This is a genomic window from Amycolatopsis sp. cmx-4-83 (assembly GCF_046548815.1).
GTDB classification, from domain to species: domain Bacteria; phylum Actinomycetota; class Actinomycetes; order Mycobacteriales; family Pseudonocardiaceae; genus Amycolatopsis; species Amycolatopsis pretoriensis_A.
On the sequence record NZ_JAEBEF010000002.1, the window covers coordinates 699052 to 716146 of the forward strand.

A 17095-nucleotide genomic window follows, 5' to 3' on the forward strand; every position below is an offset into this window, starting at 1 on the left:
GGTGGCTCGCACCTACGGCGGCGTCGCACCCGAACAACGCCGTGCCGACCGCCGTGAGCGGTTGCTCGCGGCCGGGCTCGAGCTGTTCACCTCCGCCGGGTTCCGGCACACCAAGATCACCGAAGTGTGCGGGCGCGCGGGGGTCTCGACGCGGAACTTCTACGAGGAGTTCACCGGCAAGGAGGACGTGCTCCGCATCCTCCACGACCAGATCAACACCCTCGCGCTCGAGCACGTCACCGACGCGCTCGACAAGGTCGCCGGCGCCGATGCCATGACCCGGATCGCCACGCTGCTCGACGTCTTCATCGACACCGTCACCGTCGATCCCCGGCTGCCGCGGCTCAACTACGTCGAAGCGGTCGGTGTCAGCCCGGAGCTCGAAGCGCAGCACCAGATCTGGGTCGACCGGTGGGCGACCTTCATCGCGACCGAGGCCCGCCGCGCGGCCGAACACGGTGTCGCGCCCGATCGCGACTACCGGCTGACGGCGATCGCGCTGGTCGGCGCGGCCACCGGGCTGCTGCGCGAGTGGCAGGCGCACGAGCCGCCGCTGCCGGTCGAGGACGTCGGCGCGGAGCTGCGCGCCCTGATGCTGGCGGCCATCATGCGGCCGGAAAAGATCTTGGAAATCCCGGGCAACCCCGGCGCCGCCTCGGACGTGAAGGAGTCGAGCCGGGAGGGGGACCCGGGGGGAACCCGGCCAACGTGAAGGCCCTTCACCGGCAGCGGACGCTGGTGAAGGGCCTTCACGGACTCTACGGGGTCCGGGCCGTCGGCAGACCCAGCAAAACCGGGCCGGCCGTCTGGCACACGTCGTGGCAGGTGCTGTCGAGCGTGCAGCACAGCGAGCAGATCGGGCCGTCCTGCTTCGCGCAGTCCGCGACGTCCGGCAGCTCGTACGGGTCGCCGCAGACCGAGCAGGTGTGCGTCGCGCGCAGGTCGGCCCCCGCGGTCATGACCGTGTTCTCCCTGGCCAGGTAGTACTTCCCCTTCGTCGCGACGGCCAGCGTCGGCACGAGAACGATGGCGATGACCAGCGCGAGCAGGGGGCTGAACGCGGCCAGGAACGGCCCGAACGCGCCGAAGTACGCCACGATCGACACCGCCGACGCGACCAGCATCGAGCCGAACCCGACCGGGTTGATCTTGTGCAGGTAGGCCCGCTTGAACTCGATGTAGCGCGGCGAGAGCCCGAGCGGCTTCGCGATCACCAGGTCCGCGCACACCGCGCCGATCCACGCGATCGCGACGTTCGAGTAGAAGCCCAGGATCTTGTTCAGGAAGCCGAACGCGCCGAACTCCATCAGCGTGAGCGCGATCCCGCAGTTGACCAGCACGTACCAGACGCGGCCGGGGTGCTTGTGCAGCACGCGGGAGAAGAAGTTGGCGAACGACAGCGAGCCCGAGTACGCGTTCGTCGTGTTGATCTTGATCTGCGAGACGACGACGAACAGCGCGGCGAACGTCAGCGCGACCGGGCCCAGCGCCGGCTTCACCGCCTCCAGGTACGGCGCGATCGGCTCGAGCGCGTGCGTCTTCCCGACGACGCCGAGCGCGAGGAACGCCAGGAGCGCCCCGCCGATCTGCTTCGCGGCGCCGAGGATCACCCAGCCGGGGCCGGCCGCGAGCACCGCGGCCCACCACGACCGCTTGTTCTCCGCCGTCTTTTCGGGCATGAACCGCAGGTAGTCGGCCTGCTCGCCGATCTGCCCGATCAGCGACAGCGCGACGCCCATGCCGAGGCCGAACCCGATCGCGGAGAACCCGGAGCCGGCGCCCTCGGTGCCGCCGAAGTGCGCGAACTCGGCGAACTTGCCCGGCTCGCGGACCAGCACGACGACGAACGGCAGCACCAGGCCGGCGATCCACAGCGGCTGCGTCCACGTCTGCATCTTCGCGACCGCGCCCATGCCGTAGAGCGCGAACGGCAGCACGATCAGCGTGGCGAGCAGGTAGCCGACCGGCAGCGGGATGCCGAGGGCCAGCTCGAAGGCCTGGCCCATGATCGAGCCTTCGAGGGAGAAGAAGATGACGGTGAAGCTCGCGTAGACGAGCGACGTCAGCGTCGACCCGAAGTAGCCGAAGCCGGCCCCGCGGGTCAGCAGGTCCATGTCCACTCCGGACTTCGCGCAGGCGGCCGCGATGGGCACGCCGGTCACGAAGATCACGACGGCCGCGGCGAGGATCGCGAGGACCCCGGACGTGAAGCCGTAGGAAAGGACGATGCTGGCGCCGATCGCGAAGTCGGCGAGATAGGCGATGCCGCCGAGCGCGGTCGTCGCGACCACGAACGGTGACCATTTCCGGAACGAATGCGCGGCGAAGCGCAGTGAGTAGTCTTCGCGGTTTTCGTTGGCGGCGAGCGGCGCGTAGCGGCGTTTCGGCGGGGCGCTTTCTTCGGCGCTGGACAGGGTCTCGGTCATGCCTGCCTCCGGGGTGGTGGGGAACGGGCCGAAGGTAGGTGCGTCCTGTATCGATCCTGGTCCAGCGGGTAACGCGGGGGTTACGGCTTGCTGTCCTGCGGTTACGGGCCGATGGCGCGGACGTCGTGTCGGGTGTCACCGTTCAGTGGGTTCCGCTGCAGCTCGCGAGGCCTTAACGTGCCTAGGGCCGAAGTCGACTGATGCCCCGACCGGGCGTGGAGGTTTGGCCATGATGCCGGGAATCGAGGACCAGGTGGAAGACGCCGTAGTACGGCTACCGGGAATGCGGGTGGCCTACGACGGCGCCGCGTTCGACGAATCCGCGCTCGCCGCCACTTGGACCGACCAGTTGCAGGGCTGGCTGAACCAGGCCGTCGCCGCCGGCATCGCCGAGCCGAACGCGATGGTCCTCGCGACGGCGGACGCCGAAGGCCGCCCCTCGTCGCGGACCGTGTTGTGCAAGGGCCTCGACGACCGCGGTGTCGTGTTCTACACGAACTACACGTCGACCAAGAGCCACGACCTGACCGCGACCCGGTACGCGTCGGTCACCTTCCCCTGGTACCCGCTGCAGCGCCAGGTCCACGTCCGCGGCGAGGTGGAGAAGGTCGGCACCAAGGAGACGGCGGAGTACTGGGCGAAGCGCCCGCGCGGCTCGCAGCTGGGGGCGTGGGCGTCCCCGCAGTCCCGGGTGGTCGACGGCCGGCGCGCGCTGGACAACGCGTTGAGCGGGATCGAGCGCCGCTTCGCCGACGTCGAGCACATCCCGGCCCCGCCCCACTGGGGCGGCTGGCGGATCCGGCCCGACCTGGTGGAGTTCTGGCAGGGCCGCGAGGACCGCATGCACGACCGGCTGCGGTACATGCGGACGCACGACGGGTGGCACGTGGAGCGCGTCGCTCCCTGAGTCGCGCCGGTCGGCGGGGTCACTCGATCGCGGGCGACGTAAATCACGCGCCCCGAGATAGTTAGCCGAGCTAAGCTCGTCGGTTGTGACTGGTGAACGGGGGACCCTGCCGCCCCGCTCGGGTGTGCGCAAGGTGCTCGGGCGCATCATCGTCGACACCCGGCCGCTGAAGATCCCGGCTTTCCGGCGGCTCTGGCTGTCCACTGTGGTCACCGCCGTGGGCACCCAGCTGACCGCCGTCGCCGTGCCGAAGCAGGTTTTCGACCTCACCGGGTCGTCCGCCTACGTCGGGCTCACCGGCCTCGTCGCGCTCGTGCCGCTGCTGGTCTTCGGGCTCTGGGGCGGGGCCGTCGCCGATGCCGTCGACCGGCGGAAGCTGCTCTTCGTCACCAACGTCGGGGTCGCGATCACCTCCGCGCTGCTCTGGCTGCAGGCGTTCGCGAACTTCGGGTCCGTCTGGCTGGTGCTCGGCCTCCTCGCCCTCAACCAGGCGTTCTTCGCGATCAACATGCCGACGCGCGGCGCCGTCGTCGCCCGGCTCGTGCCCGCCGAGCTGCTGCCGTCGGCGAACGCGCTGAACACCACCATGTCCACCTTCGGAGCGGTCTTCGGGCCGCTGCTCGCCGGCGCGCTGATCCCCGTCCTCGGCCTCTCGACGCTCTACCTGATCGACGTCGTCGCCCTCGCGATCACGCTCATCGCGGTCTGGCGGCTGCCGTCGATCCCGCCGCTCAACGGGCCGTCGCGCCGGGCCGGGCTCAGCGACGTCGTCGACGGCTTCAGGTACCTCGCCGGGCAGAAGATCCTGCTGGCCTCGTTCGTCGCCGACATCATCGCGATGGTCTTCGGCATGCCGCGCGCGCTGATCCCGGAGATGGCCGAGCGCACGTTCGGCGACCCGCCCGGCGGCGGCCCCGCGCTCGGCTGGCTCTACGCCGCTCTGCCGCTGGGCGCGATGCTGATCGGGCTGTTCAGCGGCTGGCTGACGCGCATCCACCGCCAGGGCGTCGCGGTCGTCGTGTCGATCTGCGCGTGGGGTGCGGCGGTCGCCGGGTTCGGGCTCGCGCACTCGCTGTGGCTCGCCGTCGTCTTCATGGCGCTCGCCGGCGCCGCGGACATGGTCAGCGCGGTCTACCGGATGGCGATCCTGCAGGTCGCGACCACCGACGAAATGCGCGGACGGCTTCAGGGCGTTTTCACCGTCGTGGTCGCGGGCGGCCCGCGGATCGCCGACCTCACGCACGGCTGGGGCGCCGCCGCGTTCGGCACGTCGGCGGCCGCGACCGGCGGAGGCCTGCTGGTCATCGTGCTGGTCTGCGCCGCGATGTTCGTGCTCCCGGCGTTCTGGCGATACCGGACTCCCACGGCCTAGCCCGCCCGAGCTAGGGTGCGAACATGCGTACCCTCGCCGTCGTTTTTGTCGCTTTCGCCGCTTTGACCGCCTGCTCCTCGGGGGACAAACCCACCACGGCGACGTCGTCGTCCGCGGCCCCGAAGCCGGCGCCGAGCTCGAACGCCGCGGCCGCGTCGCTCGACCCGTGCAAGCTGCTGCCCGCGGCGGCCGTGTCGAAGGCGCTGTTCCTGGACAACCTGACGGCGGTCCCGGGCCCGGTGCAGGACAACGCGGCCAACGGCGGCAAGGCGCGCAGTTGCGAGTACCAGCTGGACGGCAAGGCCGCGGGCGCGCTCGCGGTCACCCGCTACGAGGGCAAGCAGGGCAAGCCCGCCGAGATGGTGGCGTCGATCAAGAAGGCGAAGGCGGGCGCGAAGGACGTCGCCGGCTTCCCGGACGGCGCCGTCTACTACGTCGACGAGCAGAAGACGGCCACCCTCGCCACGGCGGAGCTGGTCGCGGGCACGCCGGTGCTGGTCAACTACACCGGCCCGGCGAAGATGACGGCCGAGCAGATCGCGCCGCTGGTCAAGCAGGCCGTCGACGCCAGCTGACGCTCACCGCCTCAGCGCGGCCAGCTCGACCGGGCTGTGCGCGGAGAACACCTTGACCTCGTCGTGGTGGTCCCGCGCGAGTTCGTGCAGCCGCGCCAGGTTCTCCAGCCGCGGCTTGCGCAGGGTCTGGACGATGTTCTGGAACGCCGTCAGCCCCGGTGGGCAGTGCGGGGCGACCGGATCCAGCTGGCTGTGGAAGAAGTACGCGTCGCCCGCGTGCAGGAGCCAGCCGTCGCCGGTGTCGACCGCGACGCCGGTGTGGCCGCGCGTGTGGCCGGTGAGCGGGACCAGCAGGATCTCCGGCGGCAGGCCCTTCAGCGAGCGGACCGCTTCGAAGCCGAACCACGGCTCGCCCGTCTCGCCGTAGGTGCTCCACAGGGGGCGGTGCGCGAACTGGGCCGCCCGGTAGCGGTTCTTCTCCGCCGCGTTCGCCGGGGACGTCGCCGCGCGGTGCTCCTCGGCGCGGACGTGCACGACGGCGTTCGGGAAGTCGGCCAGGCCGCCCGCGTGGTCGACGTCGAGGTGGGTCATCACGATGTGGCGGACGTCGGCCGGGTCCAGGCCGAGCGCGCGGATCTGGGCGATCGCCGTCTCCGCGGCCTCGACGCGCGCGCCGACCATCGCCATGAACGGACGGCCGAGCCACTCGTCGGGGCGGGCCACGGCGTGCGCGCCGAAGCCGGTGTCGACCAGCACCAGGCCGTCGCCGGTCTCGATCAGCAGGCAGTGCGCGACCAGCTCGGCCCGCCGCAGCAGGCCCGGCTCGCCGTCGAGCAGCTTGCCGCCCGCCGGGCGCATCGATCCGCAGTTCAGGTGGTGCACCTTCATACGCTGCTCCTGGTGCTCAGCCGGAGGAACTCGGTCTCGTCGTGCGCGGCGAAGACGGTGACCTCGTCGCCGTGCTCCTGAACAAGCTGGCGCAGGCGGCGGTGATTGTCCAGCCGGGCGCCCTTCGCCGTCTCCATGCGGCCCTCGAACCACTTGAGCCCGGGCGGGCAGCTCGGCCCGGCCGGGTCGACCTGGCCGTGGAAGAAGTACGAGTCGCCGGCGTTGAGCAGCCAGCCGCTCCCGGTGTCGACGGCGACCCCGGCGTGCCCGCGCGTGTGCCCGGAGAGCGGGACCAGCAGGATCTCCGAGCCCACGCCGTCGAGCTGCCGGACGGCGTCGAAGCCGAACCACGGCTCGCCGGTGTCCGCATAGGACGTCCACTGTGGACCGTGCGCGAACTGGATCCGGCGGTAGCGCCCGCGTTCGGCGGCATCGCGCGGATCGGTGAACGCCCGCAGCTCTTCGGCGTAGACGTGCACGCGCGCCCACGGGAAGTCGATCAGCCCGCCCGCGTGGTCGAGGTCGAGGTGGGTCAGCACGATGTCGCGGACGTCCGCGGGGTCGAACCCGAGCGCGCGGATCTGCGCGATCGCGGTCCGCGCCGGATCCGGGACGGGGTTGGACTGGCGGACGAAGCCGGCGCCGAGCCAGGCGGTGCGGTCGACCGCGGCCGGCGTGCCCATGCCGGTTTCGACGAGCACGAGTCCGGTGTCCGTTTCGAGGAGCAGGCAGTGGCAGACCATGGTGGCGCGCCGGAACAGGCCCGGTCGGCCGTCGATCAGCTTTCCGCCGAGCGGGCGCATGGTGCCGCAGTCGAGGTGGTGGACGCGCATCAGGAGAACTCCCGCTCGAGGGTGGTGTGCAGGTGGGTGGCGACGGCGCGCAGCGGCGCGAGGTCGCGGCGGGTGCGGGCAAGCAGCAGCCCGCCTTCGACCGCGGCGAGCACGACGGTGGCCAGCTCGTCCGCGCGTCCGGCGGAAAGACCTTGCCCGGCGAGGTAATCCGTGAAGATCGCGTGCCAGGCCGAGTAGCCGTCGGCACAGGCTTCGCGGATCGGATCGCTCGTCGCGGCGGCGTCCAATGCGACCGTCGCGAGTGGACAGCCGCGCTGGAAGTCCGACTGGGTCAGGAAAGCCGCCAGCGCATCGATGGCCCGGCTGATTGCGGTCGGCGCGTCGGGTGCGTCGCGGAGGATCGCTTCGAGCAGCGCGCCGGTGCGTTCGCCGGAAAGGCGGACGGCTTCGGCGGCGAGTTGTTCCTTACCGCCGGGGAAGTGGAAGTAGAGCGACCCCTTGGGCGCGCCGCCCGCCGTCGTCAGCTGAGTGAGGCCGGTGGCGTGGTAGCCCTGGGTCTGGAACAGGTCGGCGGCGGTGTCGAGCATCCGCTGCCGCGTGTCGGTGCGACGGACCATGGTGTGACCGTAGCGCAAACTATGACGACCGGTCTAGTGAGTTCGCGGATCGGTAAGGTCGTGCCATGGGCAACCCGACCGGTCAGCAGTTCGAGATCACCCGCGGCAACGCGCGCGCCGTCGTCACCGAAATCGGCGCCGGGCTGCGCGCTTTCGAGGTCGGCGGAGTGCCGTACGTCGAGGAGTTCGGCGAAGACGAGAAGCCGCCGAAGGGCGCCGGCCAGGTGCTGCTGCCGTGGCCGAACCGGACCAAGGCCGGGAAGTGGACGTTCCAGGGCGAGGAGCAGCAGCTCGAGATCACCGAGGAGGCGCGCGGCAACGCCATCCACGGCCTGACCCGCCACCTCGAGTGGGAGCTGCTGGAGCACGCCGAGTCGTCGATCACCCTGGCCGTCGACGTCGAGGTGCAGCCGGGCTGGCCGGTGCCGCTGCGCGCGACGGTGACGTACGAGCTGGCGCCGCGCGAACTGACCATTACGCACGAGATCCGCAACGAGGGCGAGCAGCCGATCGGCGTCGGCGTCGGCACGCACCCGTACTTCCGGATCGGCGACGTCCCGACCGACGAGCTGACCCTGACCCTGCCGGCGAGCCGCGTGCGCCCGTACCTCGGTGACGAGCAGATGCCGTACGCGCCGGAGCAGGACGTCGAGGGCACGGAGTACGACTTCCGCGCCGGGCGCGTGCTCGAAGGCGTCAACCTGGACACGGCGTTCGGCGGCTTCGCGGCGGCCGCGGACGGCACGCACCACGTGGTGCTGGCCCACGGCGACCAGGAATTGGTGGTCTGGACCGGCCCCGACTTCCACTGGGCACAGGTCTTCACCCCGGACGACCTGGTCGGCCGCGGCCGGGCCGTCGCGATCGAGCCGATGACCTGCCCGGCCGACGCGCTCAACACGGGCACCGACCTGATCGAGCTCGAACCGTCGGCTTCGTGGTCGGGCAGCTGGGGCATCCGGGTCCGGTGAACCGCCTGGGCCCCGCCGACGCGGGCGAGGTGCTGACGCTCCAGCGCGCGGCGTACGTGACCGAGGCCCGCGCGCACGGCGACCTCGACCTGCCGCCGCTGCTGGAGACGCTCGACGAGACGCGGGCGGCGTTGACGGGCCTCTCCTGGGGCATCAGGGAGAACGGGCGCCTGGTCGCGTCGGTCCGGCTGACGGTGACCGGGCCGGTCGGGGTGATCGGCCGGCTGGTCGTCGCGCCGGACCGGCAGGGGTTCGGGCTGGGCAGCGGGCTGCTGCGGTTCGCGGAGTCTTCGGCGCCGGCGGAGGTGACGGTTTTCCGGCTCTTCACGGGCTCGAACAGCGTGGGGCCGCTGCGGCTGTACGCCAAGCACGGGTACCGCGAGACGCACCGGACGCCGGAGAACAACCACGAACTGGTGCACTTGGAGAAGGCCCGCGTGCGCGTGCCCGGACGAGTTCGTTAGCGTGGCGAACTATGGCGAAGGCAATTGTCGGGGGCTACGTCGTCCCCATCGACGGTGAACCCATCGACGGCGGCACGGTCCTCATCGACGGCGGCAAGATCGTCGCGATCGGTGCCGAGGCCGACGTCGACATCCCGGAGGACGCCGAGCTCGTCGACGCGGCCGGCACCTGGGTGCTGCCCGGCTTCATCGACGCCCACGCGCACCTCGGCGTGCACGAGGACGGCGAGGGCTGGTCCGGCAACGACACCAACGAGATGACCGACCCGAACGGCGCCCGCTTCCGCGCGATCGACGGCATCGACCCGTACGAGCCGGGCTTCGACGACGCGCTGGCCGGTGGCGTCACGAGCGTCGTCATCAAGCCCGGGTCGGGCAACCCGATCGGCGGGCAGACGATCGGCGTCAAGACCTGGGGCCGCAGCATCCTCGACATGGTCTTCGCGGAGCACGTCAGCGTGAAGAGCGCGCTCGGCGAGAACCCGAAGCGCGTGTACGGCGAGAAGAAGCAGACGCCGTCGACCCGGCTGGGCGTCGCCGCGATCCTGCGCGAGGCCTTCACCAAGGCCCGCAACTACCAGGCCAAGCGCGCGCACGCCGAGGCCGAGGGCAAGCCGCACGAGGTCGACCTGACGCTGGAGACGCTGTCGAAGGTCCTCGACGGCGAGCTGTACTGGGACCAGCACGTCCACCGCGCCGACGACATCGTGACGGCGCTGCGGCTGGCCGACGAGTTCGGCTACAAGCTGGTCATCAACCACGGCACCGAAGGCCACCTGATCGCGGACCTGCTGGCCGAGCGCGACGTGCCGGTGATCCTCGGCCCGCTGTTCACCACGAAGTCCAAGGTGGAGCTGCGCAACCGCACGCTGCGTTCGGCCGGCATCCTGGCCCGCGCCGGTGTGCGGATCGCGATCACGACCGACCACCCGGTGATCCCGATCAACTTCCTGGTCTACCAGGCCGCCCTGGCGGTCAAGGACGGCCTCGACCCGGCGACGGCGCTCAAGTCGCTGACCGTCAACCCGGCGGCCATGCTGGGCCTGGACGGGCAGATCGGCTCGCTGAAGCCGGGCCTGGACGCCGACGTCGTGCTGTGGTCCGGCGACCCACTCGATGTGATGAACCGCGCGCTTCGCGTGTTCGTGCGCGGCGATGAGGTGTACCACTTCGACGAGGAACTGGGCGAAGGCGTCTCGAAGGACCGCAGGTACCGCGAGACCCGCTGAGTTTCGGGCGGCACGCCGGTTACCGGGCGGTTCCGGCGTGCTGCCCGATCAACGCGTCCAGGTCGAGCTCGACGGCGAAGGGTTCACCGGTCGCGAAGGTGCCGGTGACGGCCGGCGCGTCTCGGTAGCCCTGGCAGGCGACGAGGGTGACCGGCTCGGTGATGTCGACGATCCAGTAGTGCGGGATGCCGGCGTCGGCGTACTCGTCGTGCTTCACGCGGTAGTCCGTGCGCCGGGAACCCGTTGTCGCGATCTCGACGACCACCGCCACGTCCTGGGCGCGGATCGGGTCGTGGGCAGTCCGTTCGAAGACCAGCAGGTCCGGACGGCGGGCGAAGCCGGGCTCGCCGGGTGACGCCAGGCCGAGGTCCAGGTCGGTGCCGAGGACGAACGCGAGGCCGCGCGGCAGCTGGCGTTCCAGCTGCGCGGCGAGCCGGCAGGCGGCGAGGTTGTGCGCGCGGCCGGCACCGGGCGAGGGGACTACGCGGCCTTCGACCAGCTCGGTGAAGCCGCGGTCGGACTCCCCGAGCGCTCGGTACTCCTCGATGCTCAGCAGCTGGTCGGGCATGCGGAAACGGTATCCGTCCCGGGGGTGAGACAGCGTTCGCTCGACCGGGTCGGGTCAGTCGAGGAGGGTGTCTAGGTCGATCTTGACCGGGAACGGCACGTCGGTGGTGAAGGTGCCGGTGACCGCGGAGGCGTCCAGGTAGCCCTGGCAAGCGACCAGGGAGACCGGCTCCTCGAGGTCGACGATCCAGTGGTGCGGGATGCCCGCGTCGGCGTATTCGTCGTGCTTGACGTGGTAGTCGGTGCGCTTCGAGCCCGGCGACACGATCTCCACGACCACGGCCACCTCGTCGGCCCGAAGCATGTCTTCGTCCGCGCGAACGCGGACGATCGCGGCCTTTTCGACGATCATCAAGTCAGGCCGCCGGGAGAAGCCGGGCCTGCCGGGCGGTGCCCGGGCTCGGGGCTGGGGGACGGCACGACTCGGCCTTCGACCAGTTCGGTGAAGCCGCGGTCGGTCTCTCCGAGGGCTCGGTACTCCTCGACGGTCAGCAGATGACCTGGCATTCCGCAACCGTAGGTGTCTCAGTCGCGTGACAGAACTCGCTCGATCAGGCCTTCTTCAGCTCCCGCGCGATCACCATCCGCTGGATCTGGTTCGTGCCCTCGAAGATCTGCGGCACCTTCGCCTCCCGCATGTACCGCTCCACCGGGAAGTCCCGCGTGTACCCCGCCCCGCCGAGGACCTGGACCGCGTCCGTCGTCACCTTCATCGCGCCGTCCGTGGCCACCAGCTTCGCGATCGACGCCTGGCGCTGGAACGGCAGCCCGCGGTCGCGCCGCCGCGCCGCCTCCAGGTAGCAAGCCCGCGAAGACTCCACCGTCGCCGCCATGTCGGCCAACAGGAACTCCACGCCCTGGAAGTCGATGATCGCGCGGCCGAACTGCGAACGACCCTTCGCGTACGCCACGGCCTCGTCGAGCGCCGCTTGGGCCAGCCCGACCGCGCACGCCGCGATCCCGAGCCGCCCCGAGCTGAGCGACGACAGTGCGATGCGGAGCCCGTCTCCCGCCGAACCCAGCAGCCGCGACGCCGGTACGCGGGCGCCGTCGAAGATCATCTGGGCGGTCGGGGAGCCGGTCAGGCCCATCTTCCGCTCGCGCGGTGCCGCCGACAGGCCTTCGGTGGCCCCGTCGACCAGCAGGCACGAGATCTCGTCGGAGCCGGTGCGGACCATCGTCGTGTAGAAGTCCGCCACGCCCGCGTGCGTGATCCACGCCTTCGTGCCGTTGACGACGTAGTCCGCGCCGTCCAGTCGTGCGCGGGTCGTCAGGGCCGCCGCGTCCGAGCCGGCCTGGGTCTCCGAGAGCGCGTACGCGCCCAGCAGCGAGCCTTCGAGCATGTCCGGGAACCACTCGTCGCGCTGCGCATCGGACCCGTACTCCGCCAGCGCGTAGCAGGACATCGTGTGCACCGACAGCCCGACGCCGACCGTCATCCACGCGGTCGCCAGCTCCTCCAGGACCTGCAGGTAGACCTCGTACCGGACGTCGCCGCCGCCCCAGCGCTCCGGGTACGGCAGGCCCAGCAGGCCGGACTTGCCCAGCAGGCGGAACTGTTCGCGCGGGAACTCCTCCGCTTCCTCGGCCGCTGCCGCGCGCGGGGCGAGCTCGTCGCGCGCGATCTCCGTGGCCAGGGTGACCAGGTCCTCGGCGTCCGAGTCGGGCAGCAGGCGTTCGGCGGGCATCGTTGTCCTCCAAACCAGTGTCTTTCGGGGGCTCCGGGTGGCGGAGCCCCCGGCCCGGGGCGGAGCTCCGGGATGTCACGGTACTGAAAACAGTACTGTGGGCCCGCTCAGAGTACAGTACGAGGGGCCTGGGGTGGCCGGATGACGTAGGAGATAGTGAGCCGATGCGCCCCGAAACCCGCCGACGGCCGACCGCGCGCCAGCGCGCCCTGCTCGCCGATCTGGAGGCGCTCTTCCTGGCCGAGGGCTTCGTGGCCTTCACCCTCGACGACCTCGCCGGGCGCCTGCGCTGCTCGAAGTCGACGCTCTACGCGCTCGCGCCGAGCAAGGAGCAGCTCGCGGTCAGGGTCGTCACCCACTTCTTCCGGGGCGCCGCGGAGCGGATCGAGGAGCGGATCGCCGGGATCGACGACGCGCGCAAGCTCATCGGGGAGTACCTGGCCGGCGTCGCCGAGCACCTGAACCGGGCGTCGCCCGCGTTCATGCGCGACCTCGCCGAGTTCGGCCCGGCGCGCGAGGCCTACCAGGTCAACAGCCGGTTCGCGGCCCAGCGGCTCCGGCGGTTCATCGACAAGGGCGTCGCCGAAGGGGTGTTCCGGGACGTCCACGCCCGGCTCGTCGCCGAGATGACCGGGCTGATCATCGAAGGCATCCAGACCGGGGAACTCGGCCGGCGCACGGACGTTTCCGACGCCGAAGCGTTCACCGCTCTGGGTGAACTGCTGCTCGGCGGGCTGAACAAATAGCGGACAGGAATTGTCAGCCTGAACTCCACTAAACTCCCGGCGTGATCGTCGTAGGCGGAGAAGCTCTGGTCGACCTGGTTCCCGGCGACCCCTTGGATTCCACTGTGGACGGTGGGCTGCGCGCGCTGCTGCCCCGGCTGGGCGGTGGTCCGTACAACGTCGCACTGGCGGCCGGACGGCTCGGCGTGCCGGCCTCGTTCCTCTCGCGCGTGTCGACCGACCGCTTCGGCGACGCGATGGTCGAGCGCCTGCACGCTTCCGGCGTCGACACCTCGCTGCTGCAGCGCGGCGACGAGCCGACGACGCTCGCCGTCGTGGCGCTCGACGCGAAGGGAGCCGCGCGCTACACCTTCTACGTCGAGGGCACCGCCGACCGGCTCGTCGCCGACCCGGGACCGCTTCCGGAGCGGGTGACCGCGCTCTCGCTGGGCACCCTCGGGATGGTTCTCGAACCCGGCGCGTCGGCGTACGAAGCGATGTTGCGGCGCGAGGCCGCGCGGGGCGTGCTGACCGTCCTCGACCCGAACATCCGCGAAGCGCTCATCACCGATCCGGCCGCCTACCGCGCCCGGTTCACGTCCTGGCTGCCGGACGTCCGGCTGCTCAAGATCTCCGACGACGACGCCGCGTGGCTCACCGGCGGCGCCGACCCGCTCGCCGCCGCGAAGACGTGGGTCGAGTCCGGTGTGGACGCCGTGGTGCTCACCCGGGGCGCCGACGGCGTCGCGGTGATCACCGCCGCAGGTGAGCTGGCCCACGTGCCCGCACGGAAAGTCACCGTGGTCGACACCATCGGCGCGGGCGACACCGTCCAGGGCGCGCTGCTGGCCTGGCTGCACACCCGGGAGGTCACCGACCTGGCTTCTCTCGACGCCGAGGCGTGGCGCGAGGCGCTGGGGTTCGCGGCGAAAGCGGCGTCCATCACCGTTTCGCGGAGCGGGGCCGAGCCGCCGACTTCGGCCGATATGGCGTCCGGCGTGTGAACCTGGTCCCAAAGGGGCCCCCAGGAGCAACGCCACCGCTGCGCGAACACCAGTTCCTCGACTAGCGTAGAGAGGCATTCTTCATACCCCAGCGGGGCGGTGTGCAGCGAGGCGCCAGTGTTTCCTCGCGTGAACACGTGGCTACCTGTGAAACGTACAGGCGCCGCCGCTCCGTGCCGAACGTGAGAGGGACTTGCATGTCCGACGCGACGACTGCGGGGCAGTCCGGCGGCGAAACCGCGAAGCTGACCCTGCCGAGTGGCGAGCACGAGTTCAAGATCGTCCACCCGGTCGAGGGCGCGCCCGGGATCGAACTGGGGAAGCTGCTGGCGCAGACGGGGTACATCACCTACGACCCCGGCTTCGTCAACACCGGCGCCGCGTCGTCCGCCATCGCCTACATCGACGGTGACGCCGGGATCCTCCGCTACCGCGGCTACCCGATCGAGCAGCTGGCCGAGAAGTCGACCTTCGTCGAGGTCTCGTACCTGCTGATCTACGGCGAGCTGCCGACCCAGACCCAGCTGGCCGACTTCACCGAGAAGATCCAGCGCCACACCCTGCTGCACGAAGACCTCAAGGCGTTCTTCAGCGGCTTCCCGCGCGACGCGCACCCGATGCCGGTCCTGTCCAGCGCGGTGTCGGCGCTGTCGACCTTCTACCAGGACTCGCTCGACCCGTTCGACGAGCCGAACGTGGAGCTGTCGACCATCCGGCTGCTGGCCAAGGTCCCGACCCTGGCCGCGTACGCGTACAAGAAGTCCGTCGGCCAGCCGCTGCTGTACCCGGACAACTCGCTCGGCCTGGTCGAGAACTTCCTGCGGATGACGTTCGGCTTCCCGGCCGAGCCGTACGAGGTCGACCCGGACGTCGCGAAGGCGCTCGACCTGCTGTTCATCCTGCACGCCGACCACGAGCAGAACTGCTCGACCTCGACCGTGCGCCTGGTCGGCTCGTCCGAGGCGAACCTGTTCGCCTCGATTTCGGCCGGCATCAACGCGCTGTTCGGCCCGCTGCACGGCGGTGCGAACGCCGCGGTGCTCGACATGCTCGAGGGCATCAAGAACGACGGCGGCGACGTCGCCAAGTTCGTCGAGCGGGTGAAGAACAAGGAAAAGGGCGTGAAGCTGATGGGCTTCGGGCACCGGGTCTACAAGAACTACGACCCGCGCGCGAAGATCATCAAGAACACCGCCGACGAGATCCTCGGCAAGCTGAAGGGCGGCGACCAGCTGCTCGACATCGCCAAGAAGCTCGAGGAAACCGCGCTTTCCGACGATTACTTCATCGAGCGCAAGCTGTACCCGAACGTGGACTTCTACACCGGCCTGATCTACCGGGCGCTGGGCTTCCCGACGAAGTTCTTCACGGTGCTGTTCGCGCTCGGCCGCCTGCCGGGCTGGATCGCGCACTGGCGCGAGATGATCAACGACCCGGCCACCAAGATCGGCCGCCCGCGGCAGATCTACACCGGCCACGCTTCGCGGGACTACACCCCGATGTCGGAGCGCTGACCCGACCGGCTCGAACCGAGCGCCCCGTCGTGCACCGGCACGGCGGGGCGCTTATCGTTTCCCGTCGTGACCAAAGAAGCACCCGTCGTACTGTGGTTCCGCCGCGACCTGCGGCTGGGCGACCACGCCGCCCTGCTCGAAGCGTCGAAGCACAGCAAGCACGTGCTCGCGCTGTACGTCCTCGACGAGGCGCTCATCAAGCCGTCCGGCGCCGCCCGCGAGGCCTTCATGTACGGCTGCCTGGAGAAGCTGGACGAGCAGCTCGGCGGCCGGCTGATGCTCGTGCGCGGCGAGCCGGCGACCGAGGTCGTGAAGGCGGCGAAGAAGATCGGCGCGGCCGCGGTGCACGTCAGCGCCGACACCGGTCCCTACGGCCGCCGCCGGGACGCCGAGGTCGCGAAAGCGTTGGCGGAGAACGACATCGAGTGGGTCGAGACCGGTTCGCCGTATGCGGTGACACCCGGCCGCGTCACGAAGCCGGACGGCGATCCCTACCGCGTCTTCACGCCGTTCTACCGCGCGTGGACCGCGCACGGCTGGCACTCGCCCGCGGACACCGGACCGTCCCTTGTGGACTGGGTGGAACCGCCGCGCTCGCTGAAGATTCCCAAGCCACCCAAGGTTTCCGCGACGCTGCCCGAACCGGGCGAGCAGGCCGCGCTCGACGTCTGGCACGAGTTCCTCGACGACGGCATCGAGACCTACGACTCCGATCGCGACCGCCCGGACCGCGAGGGCACGACCCGGCTTTCGCCGTACCTGCGCTGGGGCTGCGTCCACCCGCGGACGCTGCTGGCGGACCTGGCGGGCGACGACCGCGTCGGCGCGAAGTCGTTGCGCAGCGAGATCTGCTGGCGCGAATTCCACGCCGACGTCCTGTGGAACCGGCCGGAAACCGCGCGGAAGAACTACGACAAGCGGTTCGACGGGATGAAGCACGACGACGATCCCGAAGCGTTCGAACGGTGGTGCGCGGGCAAGACCGGCTACCCGATCGTCGACGCGGGGATGCGGCAGCTGCTGGCCGAGGGCTGGATGCACAACCGGGTCCGGATGGTCGTCGCGAGCTTCCTGGTGAAGGACCTGCACCTGCCGTGGTGGCTGGGCGCCCGCCACTTTATGAAGCACCTCGTGGACGGCGACCTGGCGTCCAACCAGCTGAACTGGCAGTGGGTCGCGGGCTGCGGCACGGACGCGGCGCCGTACTTCCGGATCTTCAACCCGACGACGCAGGGCGAGAAGTTCGACCCGAACGGCGACTACGTCCGGAAGTACGTGCCGGAGCTGCGCTCGGTTTCGGGCAAGGCGGTGCACAAGCTGAAGGAGCGGCCGGCGGAGTACCCGGAGCCCATGGTCGACCACGCCCAGGAGCGCCAGGTTTCCTTGGAGCGGTACGGCAAGATCACCTCGTGAG

The 17095-nt window shown here is 70.5% G+C and carries 17 protein-coding genes and 1 pseudogene; 11 read left to right on the plus strand and 7 right to left on the minus strand.

Translation table 11 applies throughout. From position 1 onward, the window contains the following. The first annotated feature begins 1 nt into the window (after nucleotide 1). A complete protein-coding gene (locus ACLJQM_RS08420; RefSeq protein ID WP_410630649.1) occupies nucleotides 2–712 on the plus strand; it encodes a TetR/AcrR family transcriptional regulator in 711 nt (236 codons plus the stop codon). A 46-nt stretch (nucleotides 713–758) separates the two neighbouring features. On the opposite strand, the gene ACLJQM_RS08425 is transcribed toward ACLJQM_RS08420, so the two are convergent. Further along, nucleotides 759–2426 carry a purine-cytosine permease family protein gene (locus ACLJQM_RS08425; RefSeq protein WP_410630650.1) on the minus strand — a complete coding sequence of 556 codons (1668 nt, stop codon included), beginning with the start codon at nucleotides 2424–2426 and terminating at the stop codon, nucleotides 759–761. Nucleotides 2427–2655: 229 nt separating this feature from the next. Here ACLJQM_RS08425 and pdxH point away from each other — a divergent pair, with 229 nt between their 5' ends. The 3 genes from pdxH (at nucleotide 2656) to ACLJQM_RS08440 (ending at nucleotide 5280) form a co-directional block, all read left to right on the plus strand. Beyond that, complete coding sequence (gene pdxH, locus ACLJQM_RS08430; protein ID WP_247017995.1) at nucleotides 2656–3333, plus strand: pyridoxamine 5'-phosphate oxidase; 678 nt, start codon at nucleotides 2656–2658, stop codon at nucleotides 3331–3333. Between the two features lie 106 nt (nucleotides 3334–3439). After that, entirely contained in the window at nucleotides 3440–4705 is a 1266-nt protein-coding gene (locus ACLJQM_RS08435; protein ID WP_410630811.1) for an MFS transporter, read from the plus strand. A 23-nt stretch (nucleotides 4706–4728) separates the two neighbouring features. Further along, on the plus strand, nucleotides 4729–5280 hold the full coding sequence (locus tag ACLJQM_RS08440) for a DUF3558 family protein (protein ID WP_247017998.1): 552 nt from the start codon (nucleotides 4729–4731) through the stop codon (nucleotides 5278–5280). Nucleotides 5281–5283: 3 nt separating this feature from the next. Here the strand turns inward: ACLJQM_RS08440 and ACLJQM_RS08445 are convergent, their stop codons facing one another. Genes ACLJQM_RS08445 through ACLJQM_RS08455 form a run of 3 tightly spaced genes read right to left on the minus strand, consistent with a single transcriptional unit; the run spans nucleotide 5284 to nucleotide 7519 of the window. Next, nucleotides 5284–6108 carry an MBL fold metallo-hydrolase gene (locus ACLJQM_RS08445; protein ID WP_410630651.1) on the minus strand — a complete coding sequence of 275 codons (825 nt, stop codon included), beginning with the start codon at nucleotides 6106–6108 and terminating at the stop codon, nucleotides 5284–5286. Further along, nucleotides 6105–6941, minus strand: coding sequence for an MBL fold metallo-hydrolase (locus ACLJQM_RS08450; RefSeq protein ID WP_410630652.1), 837 nt, complete (start codon nucleotides 6939–6941; stop codon nucleotides 6105–6107). Before ACLJQM_RS08450 ends, ACLJQM_RS08445 begins: the two co-directional genes overlap by 4 nt. Next, nucleotides 6941–7519 carry a TetR/AcrR family transcriptional regulator gene (locus ACLJQM_RS08455; protein WP_410630654.1) on the minus strand — a complete coding sequence of 193 codons (579 nt, stop codon included), beginning with the start codon at nucleotides 7517–7519 and terminating at the stop codon, nucleotides 6941–6943. The genes ACLJQM_RS08450 and ACLJQM_RS08455 overlap by 1 nt, the downstream gene beginning before the upstream one ends. A gap of 65 nt (nucleotides 7520–7584) precedes the next feature. Between ACLJQM_RS08455 and ACLJQM_RS08460 the strand changes: the two genes are divergently transcribed. Genes ACLJQM_RS08460 through ACLJQM_RS08470 form a run of 3 tightly spaced genes read left to right on the plus strand, consistent with a single transcriptional unit; the run spans nucleotide 7585 to nucleotide 10183 of the window. Further along, entirely contained in the window at nucleotides 7585–8490 is a 906-nt protein-coding gene (locus tag ACLJQM_RS08460) for an aldose 1-epimerase family protein (protein WP_410630655.1), read from the plus strand. After that, nucleotides 8457–8954 carry a GNAT family N-acetyltransferase gene (locus ACLJQM_RS08465; protein ID WP_247018005.1) on the plus strand — a complete coding sequence of 166 codons (498 nt, stop codon included), beginning with the start codon at nucleotides 8457–8459 and terminating at the stop codon, nucleotides 8952–8954. Before ACLJQM_RS08460 ends, ACLJQM_RS08465 begins: the two co-directional genes overlap by 34 nt. 11 nt (nucleotides 8955–8965) lie before the next feature. Further along, complete coding sequence (locus ACLJQM_RS08470) at nucleotides 8966–10183, plus strand: amidohydrolase (protein WP_360779860.1); 1218 nt, start codon at nucleotides 8966–8968, stop codon at nucleotides 10181–10183. Nucleotides 10184–10202: 19 nt separating this feature from the next. On the opposite strand, the gene ACLJQM_RS08475 is transcribed toward ACLJQM_RS08470, so the two are convergent. The 3 genes and pseudogenes from ACLJQM_RS08475 to ACLJQM_RS08485 form a co-directional block, all read right to left on the minus strand. Further along, a complete protein-coding gene (locus ACLJQM_RS08475) occupies nucleotides 10203–10751 on the minus strand; it encodes a Uma2 family endonuclease (protein WP_360779857.1) in 549 nt (182 codons plus the stop codon). 54 nt (nucleotides 10752–10805) lie between these two features. Beyond that, nucleotides 10806–11257 (minus strand): annotated as a pseudogene (locus ACLJQM_RS08480) (Uma2 family endonuclease). 44 nt (nucleotides 11258–11301) lie between these two features. Then, nucleotides 11302–12438, minus strand: a complete 1137-nt coding sequence (locus ACLJQM_RS08485) for an acyl-CoA dehydrogenase family protein (RefSeq protein ID WP_410630658.1) — start codon at nucleotides 12436–12438, stop codon at nucleotides 11302–11304. A 164-nt stretch (nucleotides 12439–12602) separates the two neighbouring features. Here ACLJQM_RS08485 and ACLJQM_RS08490 point away from each other — a divergent pair, with 164 nt between their 5' ends. From ACLJQM_RS08490 to ACLJQM_RS08505, 4 genes are all read left to right on the plus strand, one after another. After that, nucleotides 12603–13184 carry a TetR/AcrR family transcriptional regulator gene (locus tag ACLJQM_RS08490; RefSeq protein ID WP_247018010.1) on the plus strand — a complete coding sequence of 194 codons (582 nt, stop codon included), beginning with the start codon at nucleotides 12603–12605 and terminating at the stop codon, nucleotides 13182–13184. A gap of 41 nt (nucleotides 13185–13225) precedes the next feature. After that, nucleotides 13226–14167: a carbohydrate kinase family protein gene (locus tag ACLJQM_RS08495; protein WP_360779849.1), complete on the plus strand. Its 942-nt coding sequence runs from the start codon at nucleotides 13226–13228 to the stop codon at nucleotides 14165–14167. Between the two features lie 197 nt (nucleotides 14168–14364). Next, complete coding sequence (locus ACLJQM_RS08500) at nucleotides 14365–15681, plus strand: citrate synthase (RefSeq protein WP_360779845.1); 1317 nt, start codon at nucleotides 14365–14367, stop codon at nucleotides 15679–15681. Nucleotides 15682–15747: 66 nt separating this feature from the next. Further along, entirely contained in the window at nucleotides 15748–17094 is a 1347-nt protein-coding gene (locus tag ACLJQM_RS08505; RefSeq protein ID WP_410630661.1) for a cryptochrome/photolyase family protein, read from the plus strand. Nucleotide 17095 lies beyond the last annotated feature (1 nt).